Below are 25,331 nucleotides of genomic sequence, written 5' to 3'. Positions count from 1 at the left end.
CGGCTGCCCATCCGATCTGCGACGTTGGCCAGCACGGCGCCTTGTTGCCGTACCGTACGTTACGGTTCGGTAATGACGCAATTTCGCGCCGCATGCAAGGAGTTCCGACAAAATTGCCGGTCGTCAGTCTACCGCTTTCGCGGCCGAGCTCGCCGGCATCGGTCCCACCCTTGCCGGTATCAAGGCTTCCCGGCGGCCGGCTCCGGGTCTTCGTGTTCCGCTACCGTGTGGGGATCCTGTCGCGGGCGGATCACGTTATTCGGGCTTTGCAGATCCAGACGCCTGCCCTCCCATGATAGCCGCAGCCTGCCAGTCACCTCCGACGCCTGCTCAGTTCCGACGGCGAACATGCCGGAACCCATGTTGGAGCGCGGCTTGCGCAACCGTCGCCGCGATTCCGCTCATTCTGCATGATTGTGGTCCGCCGCCCTCAGCGCCTGCACGCTGACGGCAGCCACGAGGCCGGTCAGCACAATTCCGGCGAAGCCGATCACCAATGCCAACAGCCGCGCGGAGAGATGTTGCGGCGCAAAGTCGCCATAGCCGATGGTAAGTCCGGTGACGAAGGTGAAGTAGAGAGATTCATCGATCCGCCAATTCTCTATGCGGCCGATGATGAGCCCGCATCCGACCATGGTCAGGAGGATTCCCGAGATGATCGGCCATACCACGCGGATCTGCCTTACGAGAGCAAAGAAGAACATGCGCCGCATCTGCCTTGACCCGGACCTGTTGCCTGCTTCTTCCGGCACACACTTTCCCTTTCTCCGGTCCAGCGACAAATCCGCCGTCGTAAGTTCGACCGCTTTGCCGTCGAAGGCGGCACCGCCGCCATCTGCTGCATCTCCAAGTCGTTGATGGCGAAACTCATCCTCGAGAAGGGTGACACCATAGCGCTCGGCATGCCGATCTTCACGCTCTATATCGAACTCGCCGAGCTCGAATCGACCCGGCGACCCTGAGGAAGCTCGCCGGGTCCCGAGCGAGAAGCGTACCGACCTCATTCTCCTCACCGAAGACATCCACGACACTTGTTCCGGGCTTCAGGTCGCTGATGGCGGAGAGCCACACAATACCATCGGCGCCAGTCCTACCCGAAGTATCTCAGCCTTGGGGGCCGTTGAAACCTGGGGAGCTCGGGAACAATCGGGCCAATATGTCTGTCGCCTGCGGCTGTCTGGAGACGTCTAGAGCTCGCATTTGGAGTAAGTCACGAAGACCTCGGGGAAATCGGACACGAAACGCTTGAACTTGGTGGCGTCGATCGGCTGGAAGGATACCGACATGTCGCTGAACATGACCGCGTCGACGCAGCTCATATAGGCCGAGAAATATTCTTTCTCCTCCCGGATTCGCTCCACGCTGCAGGTCGCCATCGGCCCCATGATCTTGTTGCCTCTGATGATGAGCCCGGTCGTGAGCGACGATCCGCGATCCTTGAATTCGATCGTGCCGTCCACTTTCTTGAATGTATCTGCGCAATTGGTGCCGCCTGTGATCCATGCGCCCTGCAAGGCGTCCAACTGGCCCGCGACCGCCTGCTCGACGGCGCCGAAGGAAAGCATCAAGAATGCTGCCGCACGCGCGAACCGATTCATGGTCATCACCTCTGCTGTGAGTTGTTCTCCGCCTATCCTTACGTCAACCCGGCCTCAAGGCAACGTCCGGTTCCGGACAATCCTAACAGCCACGGTTAACAAAAAAGCCGGCACGCTCAGGAACTCAACCGGGCAGGCTCCGCCGATTGCGATATCGATGGATGTCCCCGGCCGGGCGGCGGTTCAGATCGCCACCTGCGTCCCGATCTCGACCACGCGGCCGGTCGGTATCTGGAAATACTCTGTCGCATCGGCGGCCGTGCGGGCCAGGCCGATGAACAGCCGGTCCTGCCAGGCCGGCATGCCCGAGTTCGGCGCGGATTTGAGCGAGCGCCGCGACAGGAAGAAGGAGGTGGTCATGATGTCGAATTTCCAGCCCTGTTTGCGGCAGATCGCCAGCGCACTGGGGATATGCGGCTGCTCCATATAGCCGAAGGTCAGCGTCACCCGCATGAACAGGTCGTTGATCGGCTCCATCTTGACCCGTTCGTTATCAGGCACTTTCGGCTGTTGCGCCGTCACGACGGAGAGGATGACGTTGTGCTCATGCAGCACCTTGTAGTGCTTCAGCGAATGCATCAGCGCGGTCGGCGCGCTGAACGGGTCGCTGGTGAGGAAGACGGCAGTTCCGGGCACCAGTTGCGGCGGTTTCTTGGTCATCTGGGCCGCGAGGAAGTCGAGGGGGATCTCGTTCTTGCGGGTCTTGTCGAACAGCATGCGGGAGCCGCGCACCCAGGTGGCCATGACGAGGCCCATGGCGCCGGCCACCGCGATCGAGACCCAGCCGCCTTCCATCACCTTCACGGCATTGGCCAGGAAGAAGCCGGTGTCGATGCTGGCGAACAGGGCGGTCAGCGCGATCGCCAAAGGCAGCTTCCATTTCCACAGGCGCACCATGACCACGAAAAGCAGGGCCGTCGTCACCAGCATCTCGCCGGTGACCGAGATGCCATAGGCGGCTGCCAGCGCGCTGGACTCGCCGAAACCGACCACGAGCAGCATGACGCCGAGCGCGAGCAGGAAGTTGACGCGCGGCATGTAGATCTGCCCCTGCTGCGTCTCGGATGTGTGCTGGATCTCGATGCGCGGCAGGATGTTCAATTGCACCGCCTGGCGTGTCAGCGAATAGGCGCCCGAAATCACCGCCTGGCTGGCGATGACGGTCGCGGCGGTGGCAAGCCCCACCATCGGCAGCAACGCCCAGCCCGGCAGCATCTCGAAGAACGGATTCTGCGGGGTCCCGCCATGCGACAGGACGAACGCACCCTGCCCGAAATAATTGAGCAGCAGGCTCGGAAAGACGATCATGATCCAGGCGAGCACGATCGGGCGCCGGCCGAAATGGCCGAGGTCGACATAGAGCGCCTCGGCGCCGGTCACCGCCAGGAAAACCGCCCCGATCGTGACAAACGCTATCTCCGGCTGGGCAGACAGATAGGCCACGGCATAGAAAGGATTGACCGCCAGCAGGATCGACGGGTCGTCGAAGATGTGCAGAAGGCCGAAACCGCCGAGCGCAAGGAACCATACAGCCGTCACCGGGCCGAAGACGGAGGCGACGCTCGCCGTGCCGAAACGCTGGACGCCGAAAAGCACGGCCAGGATGACGAGCGTGATCGGCACGACATAGGGGTCGAAGGTCGGCGTGACGACCTTCAGGCCCTCCACCGCCGACAGAACCGAAATCGCCGGCGTGATGATGGCGTCGCCGAAGAAAAGCGCCGCGCCGCAGATGCCGATCCCCAGAATCGCCGCCGGCCGTGTGACGAAGCTGCCGCGCGCCAGCGCCATCAGCGACAGGGTGCCGCCCTCGCCCTTGTTGTCGGCGCGCAGCACGAAGACGACATATTTGATGGTGACGATCACCGTCAGCGCCCAGACGATCAATGAAAGCACGCCGAATATCTCTGCCCGCGTGGCCACATTGCCGACGGAAGACACATGGAGCGCCTCGCGGAACGCGTAGATCGGGCTGGTGCCGATGTCGCCGAACACCACCCCCAGTGCTCCGAGCATCAGGATGCTGAGGTTCTGATGCGTATGGTCGTCGACCGCCTTCGACTTCGCCGCAACCTGGCTGGTCGCTTCAGCCTGGCCGCCTGCTCCGGCTTCCGCCATGGAAAACCTACTCCACAATCAAAGGACGGCGTCCGACGGGAGCGCCGCGCGCCCTCCTGGGCGCGCATAGTCGCTCGACCACACCTGGCTTGCGCATCGTGCCTTCCGAAATCGGTCCGATTTCCGGGCCGATGCGGTAGTCCCGTTGCGCGGCAAAAGCAAGCCCGGCCGCCGCGCGGGCCTCGACCACGCCATGCGTATTCGGCAGGTCTAGGGAGAATAGTTCTCGGGAGGACCTCGGCAAGCCTGTCGTCAGCGGGCGGTGGTCCCGCCTGAGAGGCAATTGAGGCGCAACTCGCGTGGCGAGCAGCCGAAGCGCGCCCGGAAGGCGCGGCTGAAATGGGCAGCGTCGTTGAAGCCCCAGCCGAAAGCCAGTTCGCTGACGCTGCGGGCGGCGAGCGAGGGATCGCAGAGGTCGCGCTTCACACTGTCCAGGCGCTGCGACCAGATCCAGTTGGTGATCGTTTCCGGCTCTCCGGCGAAGACCCGATGCACGGTGCTCGCGGACAGGCGCAGATGGGCGGCGATCTCCGCCGCCGAAAGGCGCGGGTCGCGCAGCCGTTGCCGGGCATAGGCCTTTATCTGCTCGCGGTGAAAGGCGGTGAGGCCGGACACCGGAGGCTCGCTGGCGCCCGGCAGCGAGCACAGACCCGCGATCAATATGTGTTCCACACTTTCGGCGACTGCCGCGACGGATGCCGGCTCGAGCGTTTCGATGTCGGCCGCGAGCGACCGGATCATGCTGATCATCAGGTGCCCCGCCCCGCGGCTGCCGGAGACGACCTGCGCCGTCAATGCCTCCGCGCGCTTGAGCCTGGAGCGAAGGCCGGGCCCGGGCAGGCGCAGCACATATTGCTGGAAGTCGCCCTCGAAGATCAGTTCGTAGGGCCGGGTGGAATCGTAAAGCGTGAAATCGCCGGGGCTGAGCGTCGCCGCCCGGCCGTCCTGGACCAGCGTCCCCTGCCCCGCCGTCTGGATGCTGACCAGGAAGAAGTCCTCGACCGCATGCGAGATCTTGGCCGGGGTGCGCTTCACCCGCTGCGTGGTCGAGGTGACGCGCGACAGGCCGAGCGTCGCGAGTTGCTCGACCGCGATCTCGCCGTGGAACGGCCTCCCGTCGCGAGGGCCTTCGCAATCGAGCTGGACGTAGGTATCGCAGACGGCATCGATCCAGTAGGACAGCCGCTCCACGGCCTTGAGCTCTTCGGTGGACCATACCTTGGTCATTGCGTCAGGCTAGCACTCGGCCCCGCCATGTCCATCGGAATCGGCAGGCTGCGATCCCCAGTCAAGAATGGCGCGCCGATCGGACAAGCGACCATTCGCCGGGCGCCTATAATTCCGCCATGGAGGCGATATCGCCATCACAGGAGGAGCAAGCATGTCCATCGTTCACCCCAAATTCCGTGCAGCGGCCGTCCAGGCGGCGCCTGTCTTCCTCGACCTCGATGCGACGGTCGACAAGACGGAAGCCTTGATCGCGGAAGCGGCGCGCGGCGGCGCCGAACTCGTCGCTTTCCCCGAGACGTGGATCCCCGGTTATCCCTGGTTCGTCTGGCTGGACGCCCCCGCGTGGAGCATGCAGTTCATCCAGCGCTATCATGACAATTCGCTGGTCTACGGCTCGCCGCAGGCCGAGCGCATCGCCAAGGCGGCCAGGGACAACGGCATCATGGTCGTGCTGGGGCACAGCGAGAAGCAGGGTGGCAGCCTCTATATGGGCCAGTGGATCATCGATGCCGACGGCAGGACAATCGCGATGCGCCGCAAGCTCAAGCCCACCCATGTCGAGCGCACCGTGTTCGGCGAGGGCGACGGTTCCGACCTGTCGGTCTTCGACACAAGGCTCGGCCGGGTCGGCGCGCTGTGCTGCTGGGAGCACCTCCAGCCCCTCTCGAAATACGCCATGTATGCGCAGAACGAGCAGGTTCATATCGCCGCCTGGCCGAGCTTCTCGCTCTATCGCGGCGGCGCCTATGCGCTCGGCCACGAGGTCAACAATGCGGCGAGCCGCATCTATGCGGTCGAAGGCTCCTGCTTCGTGCTCGCTCCCTGCAACACCGTGTCGAAGGAAATGGTCGAGCTGATGTGCACCGACGACACGAAACGGGCCCTGCTCCAGGCGGGCGGCGGTTTCGCCCGGATCTATGCGCCAGATGGCCAGTTGATGCACGAACCGCTGCCGGAGGACGCCGAGGGCCTCGTCTATGCCGACATCGATCTCGGCATGATCTCGCTCGCCAAGGCGGCGGCCGATCCGGCGGGCCACTATTCGCGGCCGGACGTGACGCGCCTGCTGCTCGACAAGACGCCGGGCGACCGGGTCGTGTCGAAACGGAGGGCGGCGGCGGAGGTGACGCGCGACGGGGAGGAAGCGGCTTCCGCTCCGGCCATGCGCGCGGACGTCATCGCCCTCATCGGCCAGGATGACGAGGCCGCGTGATGGAAGCGGCCATTCCCCAACATCTCAGGGTGGTGCGTTCGCACCATCCCGGCGTGGCACGAACACGCCACCCAAGGGTGCGTGACGATTATCAACCGCCCTACCCGTCTTACGTCGCGCGTCACAAGCCGGACGTGAAGCGCGTGGTCATGGCCTATTTCGGCCTCCAGTCCCGGACGATCGACGACGACGTCGTGAGAGTGCCGCTCGCGGCCATCGCCGAAGCTTTCAGTGCCGAGGACGGTCCCGGCCATTGGGACCGCGCCTCCTATATCGATGAAGCCAACTTCCCGACCGTCGTCTCGATCGCATATTGGGACGATCCGCATCGCTTCGATCGCTGGTTCGCGCGCCACGGCGTGAACTGGGCCGGCAGCGAAAGACCGGACACCCCGCTCGGCTTCTTCACCGAAGTGCTCCGGCCATCGATCGACCGATACGCGACGCTGTTCTCGTCGACCGGCCGGCCGGAAGGCGTCGGCGCACTGGCGGATGGGCTCAGCGGCATGGTGCGGGAACATGCCTATTGGGGCGGCATGCGCGACCGCATCCCGCTGTCCCAGACCGACGACATGGCGCCTCGCGGGGCTCCGCGCGTCGACGGCTCCAAGAAGCATCGGCGGGTGACGCCGCATCGGAACATCTGCCTGATCCGCTCCGGCCAGGACTGGACCGACACGGATGACGAAGAGCGGCGCCTCTACCTGCAGGATGTCGAGCCGGTGCTGCGCGCCGGCATGGATTTCCTGCGTGACGAGGGCCTGGCATGCGGCTGCTTCGCCAACCGCTATATGCAGGTTCTGGCGTCCGACGGACGGCCAGTGGAAAAGAGCTTCGGCATGAGTTGGTGGCACAGCCTCGACGCGCTCGAACGCTGGTCGGAATCGCATCCGACCCATGTGGCCATCTTCGGCGCAGCGATGAAATATCTGTCACGGCTCGGCCCTGCGGCCAAGCTCAGGCTCTACCATGAGGTGACGGTCGCGGCAGAGGAGGAGCAGTTCTTCGAATATTTCAACTGCCACCCGAGCACGGGGATGCTGCGCTCGGCAAACTGAGAGCTGGGGCGGCTTCGCCGACACGATCGGCTCGCCGCCCCGCTTTTCCCATTACCAGCCGCAGGCCTTCAGGAACCGGCCGACCGTCCCGGCCATGCCATATTCCAGAGCGTCGGCGGTCAGGCCATGGCCGATCGAGACTTCGGCCAGATGGGGGATGCGCCTGGCGAGCGCCGGCAGGTTGGCGACCGTCAGATCGTGCCCGGCATTGACGTCCAGCCCCGCAGCCCTCGCGGCCTCGGCTGTTTTTCCGAGCTTTTCCAGCTCCCTGGCGGCCTTTGCTGAATCGTCGTGGAAGCTTCCGTAGGGACCCGTATAGAGCTCGATGCGGTCGGCGCCGGTGTCCCGCGCGGCCGCGACGCCGTCCGGATCGGGGTCGGAGAACAGCGAGACCCGGAAGCCGCCCTTCTTCAGGCGCTTCACGACCGGCGTGAGGAACGCCGACAATTTCTTGAAATCCCAACCATGGTCCGAGGTCGCCTGTGCCGGGTCGTCGGGCACCAGCGTCACCTGGTCGGGCTGGTTCTTCTCGACCAGGCGCAGGAAATCCTCGGTCGGATAGCCTTCGATGTTGAATTCGGCGGTCGGGAATTCGTCGTCGATCAGCGCGCGGATTTCGGGCAGGTCCGAATGGCGCGTGTGACGTTCGTCGGGCCGCGGATGCACGGTCAGGCCATGAGCTCCGGCCGAAAGCGCGATGCGGCCGAGCCCGGTGACGCTCGGCCATGGCAGGTCGCGCCGGTTTCTCAGCATGGCGATCGCGTTGAGATTGACGGAAAGCTTGGCGGGCATGAAATTCCCTCGTCGTCGGCATTGCGCGGGCAAGCTATAATGGCTTCTTCGGGAACAGACAGGGAATTTCTGTGTTCCAGAGAAATTCCCTCGAGTTCCCCTTCGGAAAGGTCCGGCCATGCAGACGACGGAGCCCCTGCCCTCCATTCGCCGCATCGATACCGATCGCCCCGACCTCTGCGCACTCGAAGTCGTCGGGCATTTCACGGCCGCAGATCTCGAGAACGCCTACGGTCTGCTCGAGGCCGCCTATGAGGAGCACGAGAAGATCGATCTTCTCGTGCGGCTCTCGCAATATGAGGGGTTCGACTGGGGCGCCGCCTTCGATCAGTCGACGATCCGCGGCAAGACCAAGGCGCTGCGCCGCATCCGCAAATATGCCGTCGTCGGCGGACCCGCCTGGATACGCATCGTGCTCGGCATATTCGGGCCGCTGACGCCGGTCCAGACGCGCCATTTCGACACTGACGCCGGGGCCTGGGAGTGGATCGGCGGCCAGCCCCTGGATCGCTGATCAGCGCACCACGGTCAGCCGGTTCGCGGCGCGGGTGATCGCCGTGTAGAGCCAGCGCTGACGTGTCTCCTTGAAAGCATAGCTCTCGTCGAACAGCACCACATTGTCCCACTGCGAGCCCTGTGCCTTGTGCACGGTGAGCGCGTATCCGTAGTCGAAATCGTCGTAGCGCTTCCTGGTGCTCCACGGTATCTCGCCGTCGGGGTCTTCGAAGGCCGCCTTCAGCAGCTTGATCTTGGCGACGCCGCGGTCCGGATCGTCCTCCTCGGGAGAAACCAGCAGATTGATGCCCGGCTTCACCGTCTCGCGCGACGACGTCATCACCTTCCACAATGACCCGTTGAGCAGGCCCTTGCTGGGGTCGTTCCTCAGGCAGACCAGCTTGTCGCCCGCCTGCGGATAGTCCGCGGTGAAGCCTTTCAATTCGCGCAGGCGGTGATTGTAGCGCCGCCGCGTGCGATTGACGCCGACCAGCACCTGATCGGCGGCCAGCACCAGATCCTGATTGACCTGCTCGCGGCTGATGACCTGCGCGGTGCCGTAGTCGCCGTGCATGAATTCGCGGCCTTCGCGAACGTCGAGCGCCAGCCGGATGATCGGATTGTCGCGCGCCTGCCGGTGGATCTCGGTCAGCAGAAAATCCGGCTCGTGCTCGGTGAAGAAGCCGCCGCCCGAGATCGGCGGCAACTGGCCGGGATCGCCGAGCACAAGGATCGGGGTGCCGAAGGACTGGAGGTCGCGACCGAGCGGCTCGTCCACCATGGAGCATTCGTCGATGATGATCAGCTTGGCCTTGGCCACCGGGCTCTGCCGGTTGAGCGTGAAGGTCGGCGACATCGAGGTCTTGCCGGTCGCCTCGTCCTCGACGGCCTCCTCGCCGCGCGGCCGATAGATCAGCGAGTGGATGGTGCGGGCGTTGGTGGCGCCCTTCGATCGCAGAACCTGCGCGGCCTTGCCGGTGAAGGCCGCGAACTGCACCTGGCCGTCGACATGTTCGGCGAAATGCCGCGCGAGCGTCGTCTTGCCCGTTCCCGCATAACCGAACAGGCGGAAGATCTGGGGGCGGCCGGATTTCAGCCAGCGCGCCACCGCCTTCAGCGCGTCGTCCTGCTGAGGAGAGAATTCCATCGCACCGACAGACAGGATTCTCGCTCAAAGGGCAAGAGCCACGACACCCCTCGATCGCCAGTCACGACCCCGGCAGTTTGGGCGCCTTCGCCAGGAAATCGAACATTCCCTGCCGCGAGGCGCGTGCATCGCCCGAGGCATTGCCGCCGATCGGCCGCGGCTGCCGACCGTTGCCTAGTGGATCGACACCGCGTCGAGGCGGCTGAGCTTGTCGGGGTTGCGCATGATGAAGATGTCGGTCGCCTTGCCTTCTTCATCATAGGCGAAACTCACTGTCGCCGCGGTCGCGCCGCCCAGGCGGAGCACGATGCCGCGGCCGCCGTTGATGTCGGCGATCGTCCAGTCGTACGCGGCCCAGAAGTCATGCAGCCGCTCCGTCGCGAACGCGACCACCGCCGCCCTGCCGATCAGCGTGCCTGAGACCGTCGGCACCTTGCCGCCGCCGTCGGCGCTGAGCCGGATATCGTCGGAGAGCAGCATTGCGAGTTTTCCAGGAACACCTTCCGTGATGGCCGCCTGGAAGGCGGCAAGCAGTTCCTCCTGGCGGTCGACCGGCGTCGCATGCCGTACCTTGGCCTGGTCGATGCTGGCCTTGGCGCGCGATACGAGCTTTCGGCCAGCGGCCTCCTGGATGCCGAGCGTTTCGGCGATCTCCGGATAGGAAACGTCGAAGATCTCGTGCAGGAGATAGGCCGCGCGTTCCTTCGGCGTCAGCCGTTCCAGCATCAGCAGGAATGCGGTGGCAAGCGACCCCGCGAGGTCGAGTCTTGCATCGGCTTCGTTGTCGATCGGCGTATGGATCGGTTCCGGCAGCCAGGCGCCGACATAGTCGACGCGGCTGCGATGGGCGGAACGCAGAAGGTCGAGGCAACGCCGGGTGCAGATCGTCGTCAGCCATGACGCCGGGTTCTGGATCGCGGACCGGTCGGCCAGCCGCCATTTGACATAGCTGTCCTGCACCGCGTCCTCGGCATCGGCTCGCGAGCCGAGAATGCGATAGGCCAGCCCGAGCAGCCTTGGCCGGGCCTCCTCGAATATGCCGTCCTCGTCACGAGGGTCTGTTGCGGGCCCTGTCGCCTTGCTGTGCATCATCTTTCGCGCCCTTCGCGTCAGTCAGTTCGACCAGATGACGATCGGGCCCTTCGGTCTGTGACACCGGGACCGGAGTTTTTGCAGATTCCGGACGGCGGCATCACCCATTGGCGATCATACATCGGCGGATCGGCCTCCACGGAACCGCGGAAGACGGCATTGTCAGGTCTGCGCCGACGGGCGACGGACAGGGCCGCGGCGCTTCTCCATCGCGCCCCGAATGAAATGAGGTCATGCCGTGGGTGTGGAGGCAGGAAAGAGCAACTTCAGCCGCGCAACGGCTTCGGCCGCGATGGACCGGAACTCGCCGCCCGACGGCCGCGCGCCGCGATCGCCGAGCAGTATCCTGATCTGCCTGTCGCCGACCAACAATCCGTAGAAGGACTTGAAGACGAAAGCGGCATCCGCGGCTCCGATGCCGCCGGCCGCCTGCAGCCTCGCGATCAGTTGGGCAAAGAGCGGCGCAGTGCGGCCACGTCCCTGCTCGAGCAGGAGTTGGCCGAGCTCGCCCGTCGCGTCCGCCATGGCGGCCTTGTTGATCGCCGCGGAGGCGTCACCGGTCAGGAGATCCAACAGGGCGGCGCCGGCATCGACAAGTGTTCGTTCGGGATCGCCGACGCTGGCGAGTTCGCGGCCGAGCATCTCGTTGACCGAGCGCGACTGCTCCGAGATCAGCGCTTTCAATATGCCGGCGCGGCTACCGAACAACGCATAGAGCGTCGACTTGGAGCACCGCGCCTCGGCGGCCAGCGCCGCCGTCGACAAACCAGCCACGCCGTCCCTTTTGAGGATGTCGAGCACCGCAACAAGAATTTCGCGCCGTCTGAGGTCGTCACTCTCCATGGCAAAGCCCTCCGAAACCGCGAGCGCGGCACCCGCCAGCGATAGTCGCCGATGCTTAGCTCAACGGGGGTTGCGAGACAAGGTACTACGTGGTACTCAACCAGTACCAACCGGTACTCATTATCGTTTTCAACGTGGAGGTACGGATAATATGACGACACCTGCCTTGCCCGCTGGCTCCCCGGACTTCGCCATACCGTATCGCTCCAGCGTGCTGGCGGCGATTTCGCTGCTGCTGACCGGCGCGATCTTCGGCTTCTTTTATGCCTATTCGGTCTCGGTGATGTGGGGTCTCGACGCATCGGACGGCTCCTCGGCCATCGCGGCCATGCAAGGCATAAACCGCGTCGTGCGCAATGCCGCCTTCGCACCGGCCTTCTTCGGCGCTCCGCTCCTGCTTCTGCTGACGGCCGGGTCGGCCTTGCGCGCAAGCCGGCGCGGCGCATCCGCCGCCTTCGCGCTCGCCGCCCTCGCCTATCTCATGGGCGCGTTCCTGCCGACCTATTTCGTCAACATCCCGATGAACCAGGCGCTCGCTTCACTCGCCACGCCCGCCGAAAGCGGCGAGGCTGCCCTGGCATGGCACGCCTATTCCGATCCCTGGACATTGTGGAACCATATCAGGACCGCCGCCAGCGGCGTGGCATTGCTGGCGGCCGGTTCAGGAATTCTTCTACTCGGACGGCGGAACTGACATCGCCGCGCCCTCGGGATCGTTCTCGAGCAGGATGGGCTTGCCGTGTGGTGTCGCATGGGCGGCGCGCTGCCACGCAGCGGCCAGCGTCTCTACGTGATGCGGCGACGCCAGACTCTTGGCGGCGAGGAGCGCCTCCAGCGCACGCAGCCAGCAATCGTAATAGTCGCTGCCGTCGGCCGCGACGCCGGGCTTCTTCAGTTGCGACGACAATGTGTCGGCCCATTCACCCCAGGAAAAAAGCCCCTTCTCATGAAGGGCCAGCACCATGGCGAAGGCCTCGGCCTGCCAGGGCTCGGCAAAGACCGGATCATCGAGATCAGGCGAGACCCTCGCTGCGGCATCAGGCCGGCTCAAGATAGCTCTCCCAGGCGTCGATCGAGACGCTCAGCGTGGGATCGCAACCCTCGCCCCAGATCTCTCCGGCATCGAAGACCACAGTATAGACCCATTGCGGGTTCTCGCCCTTGCCATGCGCATTGCCGTCGGGGAAAACGAAACCGTCCCGCACCGCCTCGACAACGCCCAGCTTGGCGCGCGCATAGCGTGGCAGCCGCGTGTGTCCTTCAGGATGGAAGTTCCGCGTACGCACACGGTCTCCGGCCTTGAAGCGGGCCGGTACGCCCACGGGCCGGTCGCACGGGCCGCCCTTGGCCAGCACGGCCGGCACGTCCGATGCCTTCAAGATACGCTTCGGGCGCGCGCCTTCAGCCAACGATCGGCCCTCGGCCAGTTCCTGCGCGGTCAAGAAGCCGTGGCGCTGCAGCAGCACCTCCAGCGCCTTGATCCAGATCTCGTAATAGCTGGACGAATAATAGTCTGCGGGACGCAGGCTTTCGCGCGCATGCCTGCTCTCGTCGATCGTCCAGGCGCCCATGGCGCCGGCCGAGAGCGTCACGCCGAGCGCGCGCTTCTCCCAGGCCGCGTGGAAGAGCGGCTCGTCCTTCTCGGGTGCGACCGGGCCGAAGCCCATCTGTCCGCCGAGGTCATGAGGTCCGTTCATACCGCCGCAGGCTCCCGTGCCAGTCCGGTGCCGATCATCGAATCGCGCGTCACCAAGTCCGCGAGTTCCGCTTCGCCGAGCCCTTCCGTGCCCGATGGCCGCAGCGGCACCACCAGGTAGCGCAGTTCAGCCGTCGAATCCCATACCCGGATCTTCATGTCGGCGGGCAGTGTCAGCCCGAACTCGGCAAGCACCCCGCGCGGGTCGAGCACCGCGCGGCTGCGATAGGGCGGCGCCTTGTACCAGACCGGCGGCAGGCCGAGCACCGACCACGGATAGCAGGAGCAGAGCGTGCAGACGACGAGGTTGTGCGTGTCGGAGGAATTGAACACCGCCTGCATATGCTCGCCCTGTCGCCCTGTGAAACCGAGCGAGGCGATCGCCGCGGTCGCATCGCGCTTCAGCCAGTCGGCGAAATCAGGGTCGGTCCAGGCCCTGGCGACGACCTTGGCGCCGTTGCGCGGCCCGACCCTGGTTTCGTAGGTTTCCACGATGGCGTCGATCGCCGCGGGATCGATCAGGCCTTTGGCGACAAGGATCGTCTCCAGCGCCCGAACCCGGGCAGCCATGGGATCGAGTTCGTTGTCGTGGTCGTGATGATGATCGTGGGACATGCCGGCGAGATTAGGCCCTGCCCTCGAAAGCGGCAAGGCTCAGCTCAGCATGGGCCACAAGGTGACCGCGAGCAGCAGGCCCATGCCGATATTGAACCATTTCAGGCACGCCGGATCGGCCAGGAAGCCGCGCATTGCCGAACCGAATGCGGCCCAGGTCGAAACGCTCGGCAGGTTCACGGCGGCGAAGGCGAAGGCCACGATCAGCATCGATGACAGCGGTGCCTCGGGCTGGGTGTAGACGGCCATGCCGGTCAGCGCGATCATCCAGGCCTTGGGATTGACCCATTGGAAAGCCGCCGCCTCCAGGAAGCTCATCGGCCGCGCCTTCTCGCCCTTGCCGTCGCTGAGCGAGCGCGACATGGCGATGCGCCAGGCGAGATAGAGCAGATAGGCACCGCCCGCGATCTTCAGCGCGAGATGAAGCGCGGGATAGGTCGACAGCAACGCGCCAAGGCCGAGTCCGATCGCCAGGAGCAGCACAAGGAACCCTGCGCCGATCCCCAGCATATGCGGCACAGTGCGCTGGAAACCGAAATTCACGCCGGAGGCGAGCAGCATGAAATTGTTGGGGCCCGGCGTGACCGAGGTCACGAAGGCATAGACCAACAGGGCAAGAAAAGCTTCCGACGGCATTGCAGGCGCGTTTCCCAGGAAATGTTATGACAGCGACATTGACCTATATTGTCTGGAAGTCACGCCTATTGTTGTCCCTGTGACAATTTCGGGCGGCGGACGGGGGCCCCGCAAGCGGCCGCCCTGCTGCTGCCTGAAGCGCGTCGCGATCTTTCAGATCAGCTCTACGCGCTTCAGGTGCTTGTTCTTACGCATGTCCCGAAAACCGGTCCCCAGTTTCGGGAGACATGCATTACATTCCCTGCGGGCCGCGGTTCATGGCGGCGACGCCGGTGCGGCAGATCTCGACCAGGCCGAGCGGCTTCATGATGTTGATGAACTGATCGATCTTGGATCCCTTGCCGGTGATCTCGAAGATGAAATGCTCGGTGTTGGCGTCGATCACCTTGGCGCGGAAGGCTTCGGCAAGCCGCAGCGCTTCGACGCGGGCGTCGCCGGTACCGGTGACCTTGACGAGGGCAAGTTCGCGCTCCAGCGGCGTGCCGTTGCCCAGTTCATCCGCCAGCACGGTCAGGTCGACCACCCGATGCACGGGAACGATGCGTTCCAGCTGGTGCTTGATCTGCTCGAGCACATGGGCCGTCCCGCTGGTCACTATGGTGATGCGCGACAAATGTTTCTCGTGTTCGGTCTCCGAGACGGTCAGGCTTTCGATATTGTAGCCGCGGCCGGAGAACAGGCCGATCACCCGGGCAAGGACGCCCGGTTCGTTGTCCACCAGCACCGATAGCGTGTGCTGTTCCGGCTTCTCGGTCTCCTTGGCGATGAAATAGGCGGAGCCGGTGGGTTGAAGTTGGGCGTTCATCTGACTTTGCCTTATCTGATGCAGTTCGAACCGTGGCTACGGTTTCCTGACGGGGGTTGCGCCGGCGATCTTCCGGGAACGCCGAATGAATTCTTCGTCATAGGTAAGCATGGCATCACAGCCTTTGGCCGAATGAAGGTGCAACGCATCGGCGAAATCCAGGCCCTCTTTATGCGCGACGACCACATCCGCCATCCTGCGCTTGTTCTCGAACGTGGTAGACGGCACGGAAAGCAGCCCCGCGAACAGCGCGTTGATTTCCTCCCGGGAGAGCTTCAGGCGACTTCGCAGAACCCACTCCGTCTCGAGAAGCACCGAGTCCGGAACATAGATCTCGTTGGCGATCATGCATCGTCGGGATTCCGCTGCCTGCTCGGATCCGTCGTCGACCAGTGCCCGCGCGAGAACATTCGTGTCAACGGCGAGTGGCATCAAACCGCCTTGCCGCTTCCGTCACGAGCGTCTCCTCTATCTCGCCGTCCGTCGGAAAAGGTCGGTCGATCCTGATACGCAGTTTCAGGAACTCTTCCATGGTCATCGGCGGGAAGCGCGGATCCAACGCTTCCACGGCCTTCAGCGTCACGCCCTTGCCTGATTCCACGAACTCCAACTCCGTTCCTTCGGACCAGCCATGGGCGAGCCGTATCGATTTCGGCACCACGATCTGGCCTTTACTCGACATTCGCGCCCGGGCGCTCATACTCTTTTCTCCAAGAAGTAAGACGCGGTAAGATGTAACACTCACCGCGCTTTGCTTCAACGCGTCCTCACACCAGTTCCCTGCCCTTGGCGTCGATGGCGTTAGCGACCGCTTCGTCGGTCGCCTCGTCGGGAAGGAGCATCTCGTTATGCGCCTTGCCCGACGGGATCATCGGGAAGCAGTTGGCGAGATTGGCCACGCGGCAATCGAAGATGACGGGTTTCTTCACCGAGATCATCTCGCGGATCGCATCGTCGAGTTCATCAGGCTTCTCGCAGCGAATGCCGTGACCGCCATAGGCCTCCGCCAGCTTCACGAAATCAGGCAGGGCCTCGGTATAGGAATGCGACAGGCGGTTGCCGTGCAGGAGCTGCTGCCACTGCCTGACCATGCCCATATACTGGTTGTTGAGGATGAAGATCTTTATCGGCGCCTCGTACTGCACCGCCGAGCTCATCTCCTGCATGGTCATCAGCACCGACGCGTCGCCGGCGATGTCGACGACGAGCGCATCCGGATGCGCGATCTGCACCCCGAGTGCAGCCGGCAGGCCATAGCCCATCGTGCCGAGCCCGCCCGAGGTCATCCAGCGGTTCGGCTTCTCGAAGCCGTAGTGCTGGGCAGCCCACATCTGGTGCTGGCCGACCTCGGTCGTGATATAGGTGTCCATGTCCTTGGTCAGCGCGTAGAGGCGCTGGATGGCATACTGGGGCATGATCACGTCGTCATTGGGCTTGTAGGCCAGCGAGTCGCGGGCCCGCCACCTGGCGATCTGCTCCCACCAGGGATGAAGCGCTTTCTTGTCGGCGCGTCCGGAGGCGCGCCACAGCCGGACCAGATCCTCGAGCACATGGCCGACATCGCCCAGGATCGGTATGTCGACGCGCACATTCTTGTTGAGCGAGGACGGATCGATGTCGATGTGGATCTTCTTCGAGTCCGGCGAGAAGGCGTTGAGCCGGCCCGTGATGCGGTCGTCGAAGCGCGCGCCGATGCAGATCATGACGTCGCAGTCGTGCATGGCCATGTTGGCTTCATAGGTGCCGTGCATCCCCAGCATGCCGAGCCAGTTCTTGCCCGAAGCCGGATAGGCGCCGAGGCCCATCAGGGTGGAGGTGATGGGGAAGCCGGTCAGTTCGACCAGTTCGCGCAGCAGATGGCTGGCCTCGGGCCCCGAATTGACGACGCCGCCGCCCGAATAGATGATCGGCTGCCTCGCTTCGGCCATCAGCGCGACCGCGGCCTTGATCTTGTCCAGGTCGCCCTGGACCTTCGGCTGGTAGCTGGTGCGAGGCGCCGTCTGCGGCGACACATAGATGCCCTTGGCGAACTGGACGTCCTTCGGGATGTCGACCACGACCGGGCCGGGCCGGCCCGTCGTCGCGACATGGAAGGCCTCGTGCAGGACGGCGGCCAGCTCGTTGACGTCCCTCACCAGCCAGTTGTGCTTCGTGCAAGGGCGGGTGATGCCCACAGTGTCGCATTCCTGGAACGCGTCGGAGCCGATCAGCGTGGTCGGCACCTGGCCTGTGATGCAGACCAGCGGGATCGAATCCATCAGCGCGTCCTGCAACGGCGTGACAGCGTTGGTGGCGCCGGGGCCCGAAGTCACCAGCATGACGCCAGCCTTGCCGGTCGAGCGGGCATATCCCTCGGCGGCGTGTCCGGCGCCCTGCTCGTGGCGGACGAGGATATGCTGCACGTCCTCCTGCTGGAAGAGCTCGTCATAGATCGGAAGGACGGCTCCGCCCGGATAGCCGAAGATGTGCTCGACGCCGTTGTCCTTCAGCGCCTGCACCACCATTTCGGCGCCCGTCATCTCGCGCCGCTCGCTCGTTGCGTTGATCATCTTTCCGGTCCCGTCTTTCCTTCGCTATCCGCGACTTGCTGCTCGTCAGTGATGATGTTTGGGTAATAAAAAAAGGCCCCCGAGGGAGCCTGCTTTCTGCGCATGGTCGGCTGTCGCCCGGCGGCTACACCGCCTTGCCCATGCGCCTTCCTACGAGAATGAGTACCGTTTTCATGGGCGCGGAGACTACGCGGGTCCCCCGTGCGGTGTCAACGGAAGAATCACCATTGAAGCGCCTCGGGGATTGTTCCAAACAGCACCGTCAACTCCGGTACGTCCAGATGGCTACGCTGCATCTCGGCAAAAACAGTCGGATGCGGCATAGCTTTGAGCCCCTTGATCAAAGTATCGAGTTCCACTGCGCCAGCTCCGCCGTCGCGCTTGTGACGATATTCGAAAAGCCGCGCTCTATATGAACCGTAAGCCGTTCGTCGCGCTTCCAGGAGCACGTCGCGGTTGAGATCAAGGAGATCGAGCGTAAAATCCGCGCGGGCTCGATTTGTCGCGTCGAGGTTCTCCTTCGGAAGCAGGACGAACGTATCGATCAAATCCAGATCGAACAGAAGTGCGGGATTGTCGATTCGCGGATTGATGAGACCGGGTCTTCCTGAGATCGGCGGTACAACCGGTCCACCCGACCTGCGGGTGACCTCAATGAGTGAGCCGTTCGAGCCGAACACCGCATATCTGTTGTTCTTCGGCCCGTTGCATGGTCCGCAGGCATAGACATAGTTGTCCCACACGAAAACGAACTCGGGATAGAGATCCTTGGGCGCTATATGCTCAACCTCGTCCGCAACCGAGTCTTCGCAATAGACACAACGTCTCGCTCCAGAGCACATCGCTGTCAGAGCCGCTTTCACTTTCTGAAAAGTTGCGTTGGTCCTCGTGTTCCGTTGCTTGAATTTGGCCTTTGCTGCGTCCACTCTTTCAGAATAGGTCGGCTTCGCGTCGATCTCCGCCTGCCATGTTCTCAACCTTGCGCTGGCCGCGGCATCCGGCATGGTCGTCGGGAGGAGCAACATCGGCGGCTATGCCTCGTCCGCGACCTTCGCAGAGGTGGAAGGCAGCATTGCGCGAAGCTTCTCGAGCTTGGACCGCTCTTCCCGCTCGAGATCCTGATTGAGGCTTTTACGATTCAGGCGTGCAAGTTCGACCAGCATTTCCTTGGAGGTGGCGGATCGGGTGACGCCCACGCCAAAATACTGCGTACCAAACGCGTCCAGGATCGATCCGTAGATCAGCTTGTTGAGATCGTCGCCGGTAATGCGGCCGGCAACTTCGGCGGTTCCAGGTGTCGGCAGGCGCCATACCGAGCCCTTGGCGGCCGCTTGGCAGATGATTGGGCTATGAGTAGTCACGAAAAACTGGAGTTGGGGGAATCGTTCAACAAACCATTGGCCTATTCGTTTCTGCCATGCCGGATGGAGATGTGCGTCAATCTCGTCAACTGCGACGACGCCCGGCAGGTCGATCTTTCCGGCGGCCTCGTCGATGTGATCGAGAACAGTTTGGGCGCCATACTGGAGCGTCATTTGACGTAGCAGTTCGAATGTCAGGCTAAGGATCGAACGGTAGCCGTCACTCATCTGATCGACACCGATTGCATTGCCGTCTCCGTCACGGAGGAGCACCCGCTCGGAGGTGATCTCTTGGATTCTAGCACCATGCGGTAGAAAATCCGTGGAGTTCGCAAAGCTGATGACCGCGTTTTTCAGCTTTCCTTCAAACCCAGCCGGGCTCTCGAGCGAACGGACGTGAAGCTGCTGCAGCCATCGGAGGGCTTCCGTCAGAGCGACATCTTCGCCGAATGCCGACAGATGGGCAGCAGCCTTCGGGTTGGACGAAAACACCCTCTCCAAGGCTGAGTCGCCACCGGAAAATCGCCGGAATGGCCCAAATGATGCGGCGAACCACCCGCTTGCATTGGCCCAGACCGTTCTGTTGATGGTACTGGCTTTCGAAAAGATCGGCGGACTCGCCGGGCGCGTGCCAGTCTCCGATTCAAATGGTGGCACATTCTCGTCACCCGCCTCGATTGCTACTGAAGCTTTGATCGAGGCTCCGATTGCTGGTTTCGACGCCTTTATGCCAGTGAGCCGAATGTCGATGCCATCCGCCTGGAAATCAGCTTCAATACCTCCTCGCGACTGTCCGTGCTGAAGCCAGTTCGACCAATTCTGACGCAAGGCTGGCGCATCGAGGGGGCCGATTGCGGACAAGGCGATCGACCTTATGACGCTGGACTTTCCGGAGCCGTTGTCTCCGAGGATCACATGCCATCCAGTTCGCTCGCCTTGGCCGAGCTTGATTTCGAAATCGGTAATGGAGCGGATGTTGCGTATTCGCAGGCGTGAGATGTGCATTTCAATAACCTACTCGAAGCGGTAGGGCACCATCTTAGGAGAACGTACCTTCCGAAAACAGTGGTATCGGCAGATTGCCTCCCACCACGGATGCGACGGCAATCGACCCGCCTCCTGCATATGCGATCGCCCTATACCTCCGATAACCTTCTGAAAAAGCTGCAAACTATCGTCGGGAATGACGTGGAGCGCGATCTCTGCCGATATTCTTGCCGGCGGGATGCAAAAGCCCAAGCGGACCCGGCCGTGGCCGCAACGATCAACGAACAGACCAGTGGAGGAAATTCGATGCTCGAAAAGGCACCCAGCGAGAAACTGTCGGACGTGCTCGCGACATTCGGCGATGCGCTCGCCGCCAATGACATCGAGACGGCGGTCGGACTGTTCCAAGAAGACTGCTACTGGCGCGACCTTGTGGCCTTCACCTGGAACATCAAGACCATGGAAGGCCGCGACCAGATTCGCGACATGCTGAAATCGCAGCTCGCCGCGACCAGGCCTGGCGGCTGGGCCATGGCCGAAGGCGAGGAGGCGACCGAAAGCAACGGCATCATCGAAGGCTGGATCAGCTTCGAGACATCAGTCGCGCGCGGCTTCGGCCATATCCGGCTCAAGGACGGCCGCATCTGGACGCTGCTCACCACCATGGCGGAATTGAAGGGCCATGAAGAGAAAGCGGGCTTCGACCGGCCGATGGGCGCCAAGCACGGCTCGGGAAAGAACCGCAAGACCTGGAAGGAAGAACGCGAGCAGGAGGCCGCCGAACTCGGCTTCGCCACTCAACCCTATTGCGTCATTGTCGGCGGCGGCCAGGGCGGCATCGCGCTCGGTGCGCGGCTCAGGCAGCTCGGCGTTCCCACAATAATCGTCGAGAAGAACGAGCGGGCGGGCGACAGCTGGCGCAAGCGCTACAAGTCGCTCTGCCTGCATGACCCCGTCTGGTACGACCATCTGCCTTACATCGATTTCCCCAAGAACTGGCCGGTATTCTCGCCGAAGGACAAGATCGGCGACTGGCTGGAAATGTACGCCAAGGTCATGGAGCTGAACTACTGGACGTCGACCGAGGCCAGGAGCGCAACCTATGACGACGAGAAGAAGGAATGGACGGTCGTCGTGCGGCGCGACGGCAAGGACATCGTGCTGAAGCCCAGGCAGCTCGTGCTCGCCACCGGCATGTCCGGGCGGCCGAACATGCCGAAGATCAAGGGAATGGAGACCTTCAAGGGCGATCAGCACCACTCTTCCCGCCACCCGGGGCCTGATGCCTATGCCGGCAAGAAGGCTGTCGTCATCGGTTCCAACAACTCCGCCCACGACATCTGCGCGGCACTCTGGGAGGCCGGCGCCGACGTCACCATGGTTCAGCGCTCCACGACGCATATCGTGCGCTCCGATACGCTGATGGAGATCGGGCTCGGCGCGCTCTATTCAGAGCAGGCCGTGCGCAGCGGCATGACCACCGCGAAGGCCGATCTGATCTTCGCCTCGATCCCCTACCGCATCCTGCACGAATTCCAGATTCCGCTCTACCAGCAGATGAAGGAGCGCGACGCGGCCTTCTATGACGGATTGGAAAAGGCCGGCTTCATGCTGGACTGGGGCGACGACGGGTCGGGCCTGTTCATGAAATATCTGCGGCGCGGCTCCGGCTACTATATCGATGTCGGCGCCTCGCAGCTCGTCATCGACGGGCAGATCAAGCTGAAAAGTGGCTCCGACGTCGAAGAGATCAAGGAGCATTCGGTCCTGCTGAACGACGGCACGGAACTGCCGGCCGATCTCATCGTCTACGCCACCGGCTACGGCTCGATGAACGGCTGGGCAGCGGAGCTGATCTCCAAGGAGGTGGCCGACAAGGTCGGCAAATGCTGGGGCCTCGGTTCGGCCACGACCAAGGATCCCGGACCATGGGAAGGTGAACAGCGCAATATGTGGAAGCCGACCCGGCAGGAGGCGCTGTGGTTCCACGGCGGCAACCTGCACCAGTCGCGTCACTATTCGCAGTTCCTGTCCCTGCAGTTGAAGGCGCGCCAGGAGGGCATTCCGACACCGGTCTACGCCCTGCAGGAAGTTCACCACCAGGGCTGACGAAAGCCTGCCGGCGGGTGGGGAGACCACCGTCGTTTTCAGCAGATGCCCGTCACAACCGGGCATTGAAAGGGGGCGGCCCGGCCGCCCTTCTTGCTGGCCGGAGGCCTCTCCTCGGTCTGCCCCCGCAGGTAGTCAATACCTTGTCAATTCTCCCATGTTCACAGATAGTAACAATCGGGACAAATCGGCAATGAGAGGGGGACATGAAAATCCCGTCGCTTACACCCTTCATGATTGCGATCCCGTTACTTTGTTTTGCTGGACTAGGTCCGGCATTTTCCTCCTGCGGCATAGAAAACGCACCGCGCGGCATCAGCCTGAGCGAGGAAAGCTGCAAATCCTGGCCCAATGCCGAAATCCCTGAGACAGGCGACTACTACGCGGCACTGCAGTTCAGCTTCGAGCTTCTGGACAATCCGCAATCCTCGGCGAACTCGAAGGGGTTCCTGCAAGCTGTCAGCAACGTGTTCACGGCAGCCGATACCGACGAGGTCATGCTCACGATCAAGCCCAAGCTCGGCGGGACCTTCACCACGGAGGTGCCGGTCTACAGCTACAAGCTCGACGGGAAGGCTCGAACGGGGTCGCTGGATGCACGCTACGACTTCGCCACGCCCTATGTCCGCTACGACCAGGATGCCCTGGGTTTCAAGATCGTGCTGCGCGGCGGCTCGAAGGTGAAGACCGACGTCGGCGGCGTGCTGACGCGCCTGACCCCGTTGCTCGGCGCCGCTGGTGCATCCCCTCTCCTGTCTGCGGCCTCGAAGGGCGCGATCGATGCCGGGGCGGCAATCGTCGACGAACTGCTGACCAGCATGTATTCGGCCTTCGACAAGGACGAGGTCGAATTCGAGATGGCGTCCGAAACCTCGGCGGGTGCCGTGGAGCGGACGATCCTCATGAGTTCGCCGGGCAATCCCGCGCAAAAGATCGGGCGTCTCGTGGTCAGGCTGAAGCTGAAACGATCGTTGCGCGGCACCCCGGCCATGCTGCCGAATGACAACCTGTCGAAAGCGACCACGAATTTCAGTCCAGGGCAGAACCTGATCGGCTTTCCGCTGCCGTCGATCGACTCCCGGGACCGGACCATCCTTTCGGGCCTGACCTCGGAGGAAGTCGGCCTCAAGGCGGTCGCCACGGTGCAGTTGCAGGACGAGCCCGGGGACGATCTTCGCTCGGCTTGCTCCGACCTGAAAGCCTCGAGCTATTCGCGTTTCGGTCTCAACAACGTCGACAGCCTGCGCCTGCTCTACGAGTTGCTCGATCGCGGCAACCGCCGGGCTGCCCTCGTGGAAGACGCCCCGGATTGCTTCGGGCGGGAGGACTGGGCCCTGATAAAGGGGCACACCGTCTTCGAGGTGGAAGAGCGGCCTTCGCGGGCAGATAAGCCGAGCGACGATACGCTCAATTATTTCGCGACCGCCCTGCGTTCCGGCTTCGCCGCCAACCCGATCTACGCCGCCCAACTCGCCGACAGTGTGGAAATCTCAGGGACCGCCGCGGTCGAGGGCCTGGGCGGGGAATGCGATGCGGACGAACTCGACAAGCCAACCGCGCTCGTCTGTCTCGACAAACTCAAGGTCAATCGCTGGGAACGCGACGACCTGCCCAGCGGACGGACGAGCATACTCGTCACAACAAGAGCGCAGATTACCGAGGCCATCGGATACGAGCGCGAACGGCGCATCGCCGGCGCGAATTTGACATCGGGCGCGCCGGACGCCGACCTCGCCAGGGACAGAGCCGTCGCAAGGGCCGCGACCGAACATGTCGACCACGCTATCCGAATTACGCTCTATGTCGACGACAAGAAAAAGATCAACCGCATCAAGCTCGAAAAGGAGACGAAAGAGGAAATCGGGACCAATGTGCTCTCCCGGATTGCCCTCTCCTGCTGGGCGAACGGTCCGAACGAGACCACGGCATTCTGCATGAGGAACAATATCGGCTACGAAGCACCCGGGACCATCTAACCGGACGTATCTTTGCTGCGCCGTCGCCTGGCCCGGATCTGTGCGGCCCGGTCGCCGTCCTCGGCCTGCAGATGCCTGCCCCGTTCGAGGATCTCAAGCGTGTATTCCTCATAGGTCAGCCCCAGCCGTTCGGCCTTCGACAGCCGCATCAGCGCCACCTCCCGGCTCGGCGCCTTCCAGGCGTTATTGTGCGCCTTGCGCCAGACCAGGAATTTGTAGGCATCGCCCTTGCCCCAGGGCGGCCCGGCATAATCGTCGAGCGGGGGGCCGCCATTGTGGCCGCGTTTCGGTCGTCCCCTCACGCTCCGCGGCTCCGAACCAGGGCGACCAGATAGACGGCACGCTCGGGCCCCGGCGCATGGAACACGCAATCCGAGGGCGCACCGAGCGCAAGGCAGTCGCCCGCCTCCATGGCATGGACCACATCGCCTTCCGTGAAATCCAGCCTGCCCTCGATCAGCCAGACCTGCTGCCGAATGAAGGCATAGGATGCGGCCGGAAAGCCCACTTTGGCGCCGGCAGGCAGTTCCACCTTGACGAGTTCGAGCGGCATGTCGGTCGGCGGCGAAAGATGACGGCGAACATAGCCGGTCTCGGGGTCGACCCAGACCGGTTGCCCGCTCATGCGGGCGAGCCCGCCCGCCCCCTGTTCGGCCCGGGCGATCAAAGCCGACAATGTCATGCCGAAAGCCGAGGCGATCCGCACGAGCAGCGTGGCCGTCGGGCTTGCCGCGCCGCGCTCGATCGCGCTCAGCATCGCCTTCGACACGCCCGATTTCTCGCCGAGTTCGGCAAGAGACCAGCCGCGCGCCGTGCGCTCCAGCCTGATGCGGCGGGCGATGCCTTCCGAAAGATCGTCTTCTATATTGGACATTCGAACATCATAGAAGATGCCATGCGCCTGCCAAGGGCGGATCGATAGAAATCGACAAATGGCCTTAACCGGCACGTGACCATCTCCCCACACCGGCCCTTAACGCCGGCGTCCTAATGTCGCTGCCTTGGGAAGGG

At 63.3% G+C, this 25,331-nt stretch carries 26 protein-coding genes; 6 read left to right on the top strand and 20 right to left on the bottom strand.

The window, feature by feature from the left end:
- Positions 1-401 precede the first annotated feature (401 nt).
- The 4 genes from JN280_RS19625 to JN280_RS19610 all read right to left on the bottom strand — a co-directional run bounded on the left by JN280_RS19625 (position 402) and on the right by JN280_RS19610 (position 4,943).
- Positions 402-713 carry a potassium channel family protein gene (locus JN280_RS19625; protein WP_202304391.1) on the bottom strand — a complete coding sequence of 104 codons (312 nt, stop codon included), beginning with the start codon at positions 711-713 and terminating at the stop codon, positions 402-404.
- A gap of 474 nt (positions 714-1,187) precedes the next feature.
- Positions 1,188-1,598 (bottom strand): hypothetical protein, encoded by a 411-nt coding sequence (locus tag JN280_RS19620; RefSeq protein WP_202304389.1) that lies wholly within the window; start codon positions 1,596-1,598, stop codon positions 1,188-1,190.
- A gap of 183 nt (positions 1,599-1,781) precedes the next feature.
- Complete coding sequence (locus JN280_RS19615; protein ID WP_202304387.1) at positions 1,782-3,716, bottom strand: potassium transporter Kup; 1,935 nt, start codon at positions 3,714-3,716, stop codon at positions 1,782-1,784.
- A gap of 252 nt (positions 3,717-3,968) precedes the next feature.
- A complete protein-coding gene (locus JN280_RS19610) occupies positions 3,969-4,943 on the bottom strand; it encodes an AraC-like ligand-binding domain-containing protein (RefSeq protein WP_202304385.1) in 975 nt (324 codons plus the stop codon).
- Positions 4,944-5,097: 154 nt separating this feature from the next.
- Between JN280_RS19610 and JN280_RS19605 the strand changes: the two genes are divergently transcribed.
- A complete protein-coding gene (locus tag JN280_RS19605) occupies positions 5,098-6,159 on the top strand; it encodes a carbon-nitrogen hydrolase family protein (protein ID WP_202304383.1) in 1,062 nt (353 codons plus the stop codon).
- Positions 6,159-7,217, top strand: a complete 1,059-nt coding sequence (locus JN280_RS19600; protein ID WP_202304381.1) for a phenylacetaldoxime dehydratase family protein — start codon at positions 6,159-6,161, stop codon at positions 7,215-7,217. The genes JN280_RS19605 and JN280_RS19600 overlap by 1 nt, the downstream gene beginning before the upstream one ends.
- Positions 7,218-7,268: 51 nt before the next feature.
- On the opposite strand, the gene JN280_RS19595 is transcribed toward JN280_RS19600, so the two are convergent.
- Entirely contained in the window at positions 7,269-8,009 is a 741-nt protein-coding gene (locus JN280_RS19595) for a pyridoxine 5'-phosphate synthase (RefSeq protein WP_202304379.1), read from the bottom strand.
- A 118-nt stretch (positions 8,010-8,127) separates the two neighbouring features.
- Here JN280_RS19595 and JN280_RS19590 point away from each other — a divergent pair, with 118 nt between their 5' ends.
- Entirely contained in the window at positions 8,128-8,523 is a 396-nt protein-coding gene (locus tag JN280_RS19590) for an STAS/SEC14 domain-containing protein (protein WP_202304377.1), read from the top strand.
- On the opposite strand, the gene JN280_RS19585 is transcribed toward JN280_RS19590, so the two are convergent.
- From JN280_RS19585 to JN280_RS19575, 3 genes are all read right to left on the bottom strand, one after another.
- On the bottom strand, positions 8,524-9,651 hold the full coding sequence (locus tag JN280_RS19585; protein ID WP_202304375.1) for an ATP-dependent DNA helicase: 1,128 nt from the start codon (positions 9,649-9,651) through the stop codon (positions 8,524-8,526). It lies immediately after the preceding gene.
- A gap of 174 nt (positions 9,652-9,825) precedes the next feature.
- On the bottom strand, positions 9,826-10,743 hold the full coding sequence (sigJ, locus tag JN280_RS19580; RefSeq protein ID WP_244741763.1) for an RNA polymerase sigma factor SigJ: 918 nt from the start codon (positions 10,741-10,743) through the stop codon (positions 9,826-9,828).
- A gap of 231 nt (positions 10,744-10,974) precedes the next feature.
- Positions 10,975-11,586: a TetR/AcrR family transcriptional regulator gene (locus tag JN280_RS19575; RefSeq protein WP_202304373.1), complete on the bottom strand. Its 612-nt coding sequence runs from the start codon at positions 11,584-11,586 to the stop codon at positions 10,975-10,977.
- A 151-nt stretch (positions 11,587-11,737) separates the two neighbouring features.
- Between JN280_RS19575 and JN280_RS19570 the strand changes: the two genes are divergently transcribed.
- Positions 11,738-12,280 carry an anthrone oxygenase family protein gene (locus JN280_RS19570; RefSeq protein WP_202304371.1) on the top strand — a complete coding sequence of 181 codons (543 nt, stop codon included), beginning with the start codon at positions 11,738-11,740 and terminating at the stop codon, positions 12,278-12,280.
- On the opposite strand, the gene JN280_RS19565 is transcribed toward JN280_RS19570, so the two are convergent.
- The 10 genes from JN280_RS19565 to JN280_RS19520 all read right to left on the bottom strand — a co-directional run bounded on the left by JN280_RS19565 (position 12,260) and on the right by JN280_RS19520 (position 20,253).
- Positions 12,260-12,637, bottom strand: a complete 378-nt coding sequence (locus tag JN280_RS19565) for a nitrile hydratase accessory protein (protein ID WP_202304369.1) — start codon at positions 12,635-12,637, stop codon at positions 12,260-12,262. The two genes, JN280_RS19570 and JN280_RS19565, sit on opposite strands and share 21 nt — an antisense overlap.
- Positions 12,624-13,283 carry a nitrile hydratase subunit beta gene (gene nthB / locus JN280_RS19560; RefSeq protein ID WP_202304368.1) on the bottom strand — a complete coding sequence of 220 codons (660 nt, stop codon included), beginning with the start codon at positions 13,281-13,283 and terminating at the stop codon, positions 12,624-12,626. The genes JN280_RS19565 and nthB overlap by 14 nt, the downstream gene beginning before the upstream one ends.
- The gene (gene nthA, locus JN280_RS19555; protein WP_202314899.1) at positions 13,280-13,897 is read right to left on the bottom strand and encodes a nitrile hydratase subunit alpha; all 618 of its coding nucleotides are present in this window, start codon (positions 13,895-13,897) and stop codon (positions 13,280-13,282) included. Before nthA ends, nthB begins: the two co-directional genes overlap by 4 nt.
- 39 nt (positions 13,898-13,936) lie before the next feature.
- On the bottom strand, positions 13,937-14,533 hold the full coding sequence (locus JN280_RS19550; protein WP_202304367.1) for a LysE family translocator: 597 nt from the start codon (positions 14,531-14,533) through the stop codon (positions 13,937-13,939).
- Positions 14,534-14,765: 232 nt separating this feature from the next.
- On the bottom strand, positions 14,766-15,338 hold the full coding sequence (ilvN, locus tag JN280_RS19545) for an acetolactate synthase small subunit (RefSeq protein WP_202304366.1): 573 nt from the start codon (positions 15,336-15,338) through the stop codon (positions 14,766-14,768).
- Positions 15,339-15,374: 36 nt separating this feature from the next.
- Positions 15,375-15,770: a type II toxin-antitoxin system VapC family toxin gene (locus JN280_RS19540; RefSeq protein ID WP_202304359.1), complete on the bottom strand. Its 396-nt coding sequence runs from the start codon at positions 15,768-15,770 to the stop codon at positions 15,375-15,377.
- Positions 15,754-16,098 carry an AbrB/MazE/SpoVT family DNA-binding domain-containing protein gene (locus JN280_RS19535; protein WP_202304358.1) on the bottom strand — a complete coding sequence of 115 codons (345 nt, stop codon included), beginning with the start codon at positions 16,096-16,098 and terminating at the stop codon, positions 15,754-15,756. Before JN280_RS19535 ends, JN280_RS19540 begins: the two co-directional genes overlap by 17 nt.
- Positions 16,099-16,105: 7 nt before the next feature.
- Positions 16,106-17,887 (bottom strand): acetolactate synthase 3 large subunit, encoded by a 1,782-nt coding sequence (locus tag JN280_RS19530; RefSeq protein ID WP_202304357.1) that lies wholly within the window; start codon positions 17,885-17,887, stop codon positions 16,106-16,108.
- Between the two features lie 221 nt (positions 17,888-18,108).
- Positions 18,109-18,912 (bottom strand): hypothetical protein, encoded by an 804-nt coding sequence (locus JN280_RS19525; protein ID WP_202304356.1) that lies wholly within the window; start codon positions 18,910-18,912, stop codon positions 18,109-18,111.
- 6 nt (positions 18,913-18,918) lie between these two features.
- The gene (locus JN280_RS19520; protein ID WP_202304355.1) at positions 18,919-20,253 is read right to left on the bottom strand and encodes an AAA family ATPase; all 1,335 of its coding nucleotides are present in this window, start codon (positions 20,251-20,253) and stop codon (positions 18,919-18,921) included.
- Positions 20,254-20,541: 288 nt separating this feature from the next.
- Here JN280_RS19520 and JN280_RS19515 point away from each other — a divergent pair, with 288 nt between their 5' ends.
- Both JN280_RS19515 and JN280_RS19510 read left to right on the top strand, forming a co-directional pair.
- Positions 20,542-22,344 carry an NAD(P)/FAD-dependent oxidoreductase gene (locus tag JN280_RS19515; protein ID WP_202304354.1) on the top strand — a complete coding sequence of 601 codons (1,803 nt, stop codon included), beginning with the start codon at positions 20,542-20,544 and terminating at the stop codon, positions 22,342-22,344.
- Between the two features lie 206 nt (positions 22,345-22,550).
- Positions 22,551-24,320, top strand: a complete 1,770-nt coding sequence (locus JN280_RS19510) for a hypothetical protein (protein ID WP_202304353.1) — start codon at positions 22,551-22,553, stop codon at positions 24,318-24,320.
- Here the strand turns inward: JN280_RS19510 and JN280_RS19505 are convergent.
- Together JN280_RS19505 and JN280_RS19500 are read right to left on the bottom strand one after the other, a co-directional pair.
- Positions 24,317-24,622 (bottom strand): hypothetical protein, encoded by a 306-nt coding sequence (locus JN280_RS19505; RefSeq protein WP_202304352.1) that lies wholly within the window; start codon positions 24,620-24,622, stop codon positions 24,317-24,319. The genes JN280_RS19510 and JN280_RS19505 overlap by 4 nt on opposite strands.
- Positions 24,619-25,194 carry a helix-turn-helix domain-containing protein gene (locus JN280_RS19500; RefSeq protein WP_202304350.1) on the bottom strand — a complete coding sequence of 192 codons (576 nt, stop codon included), beginning with the start codon at positions 25,192-25,194 and terminating at the stop codon, positions 24,619-24,621. Before JN280_RS19500 ends, JN280_RS19505 begins: the two co-directional genes overlap by 4 nt.
- Positions 25,195-25,331 lie beyond the last annotated feature (137 nt).

The sequence above is a fragment of the Mesorhizobium sp. L-8-10 genome (assembly GCF_016756635.1).
Classification (GTDB): Bacteria; Pseudomonadota; Alphaproteobacteria; order Rhizobiales; family Rhizobiaceae.
The sequence above is the reverse complement of the archived record's forward strand: the minus strand, read 5'-3'. Positions and strand labels throughout refer to the sequence as shown.

Bases quoted from the DNA above. Each gene is read 5' to 3' on its own strand.
- JN280_RS19605 (WP_202304383.1), top strand. From the start codon at position 5,098: ATGTCCATCGTTCACCCCAAATTCCGTGCAGCGGCCGTCCAGGCGGCG.
- JN280_RS19530 (WP_202304357.1), bottom strand. From the start codon at position 17,887: ATGATCAACGCAACGAGCGAGCGGCGCGAGATGACGGGCGCCGAAATG.
- JN280_RS19570 (WP_202304371.1), top strand. From the start codon at position 11,738: ATGACGACACCTGCCTTGCCCGCTGGCTCCCCGGACTTCGCCATACCG.
- JN280_RS19600 (WP_202304381.1), top strand. From the start codon at position 6,159: ATGGAAGCGGCCATTCCCCAACATCTCAGGGTGGTGCGTTCGCACCAT.
- JN280_RS19620 (WP_202304389.1), bottom strand. From the start codon at position 1,598: ATGAATCGGTTCGCGCGTGCGGCAGCATTCTTGATGCTTTCCTTCGGC.
- JN280_RS19590 (WP_202304377.1), top strand. From the start codon at position 8,128: ATGCAGACGACGGAGCCCCTGCCCTCCATTCGCCGCATCGATACCGAT.
- JN280_RS19515 (WP_202304354.1), top strand. From the start codon at position 20,542: ATGCTCGAAAAGGCACCCAGCGAGAAACTGTCGGACGTGCTCGCGACA.
- sigJ (WP_244741763.1), bottom strand. From the start codon at position 10,743: ATGATGCACAGCAAGGCGACAGGGCCCGCAACAGACCCTCGTGACGAG.
- nthA (WP_202314899.1), bottom strand. From the start codon at position 13,897: ATGTCCCACGATCATCATCACGACCACGACAACGAACTCGATCCCATG.
- JN280_RS19610 (WP_202304385.1), bottom strand. From the start codon at position 4,943: ATGACCAAGGTATGGTCCACCGAAGAGCTCAAGGCCGTGGAGCGGCTG.
- JN280_RS19540 (WP_202304359.1), bottom strand. From the start codon at position 15,770: ATGCCACTCGCCGTTGACACGAATGTTCTCGCGCGGGCACTGGTCGAC.
- JN280_RS19510 (WP_202304353.1), top strand. From the start codon at position 22,551: ATGAAAATCCCGTCGCTTACACCCTTCATGATTGCGATCCCGTTACTT.
- ilvN (WP_202304366.1), bottom strand. From the start codon at position 15,338: ATGAACGCCCAACTTCAACCCACCGGCTCCGCCTATTTCATCGCCAAG.
- JN280_RS19500 (WP_202304350.1), bottom strand. From the start codon at position 25,194: ATGTCCAATATAGAAGACGATCTTTCGGAAGGCATCGCCCGCCGCATC.
- JN280_RS19625 (WP_202304391.1), bottom strand. From the start codon at position 713: ATGCGGCGCATGTTCTTCTTTGCTCTCGTAAGGCAGATCCGCGTGGTA.
- JN280_RS19575 (WP_202304373.1), bottom strand. From the start codon at position 11,586: ATGGAGAGTGACGACCTCAGACGGCGCGAAATTCTTGTTGCGGTGCTC.
- JN280_RS19525 (WP_202304356.1), bottom strand. From the start codon at position 18,912: ATGTTGCTCCTCCCGACGACCATGCCGGATGCCGCGGCCAGCGCAAGG.
- JN280_RS19550 (WP_202304367.1), bottom strand. From the start codon at position 14,533: ATGCCGTCGGAAGCTTTTCTTGCCCTGTTGGTCTATGCCTTCGTGACC.
- JN280_RS19585 (WP_202304375.1), bottom strand. From the start codon at position 9,651: ATGGAATTCTCTCCTCAGCAGGACGACGCGCTGAAGGCGGTGGCGCGC.
- nthB (WP_202304368.1), bottom strand. From the start codon at position 13,283: ATGAACGGACCTCATGACCTCGGCGGACAGATGGGCTTCGGCCCGGTC.
- JN280_RS19595 (WP_202304379.1), bottom strand. From the start codon at position 8,009: ATGCCCGCCAAGCTTTCCGTCAATCTCAACGCGATCGCCATGCTGAGA.
- JN280_RS19520 (WP_202304355.1), bottom strand. From the start codon at position 20,253: ATGCACATCTCACGCCTGCGAATACGCAACATCCGCTCCATTACCGAT.
- JN280_RS19615 (WP_202304387.1), bottom strand. From the start codon at position 3,716: ATGGCGGAAGCCGGAGCAGGCGGCCAGGCTGAAGCGACCAGCCAGGTT.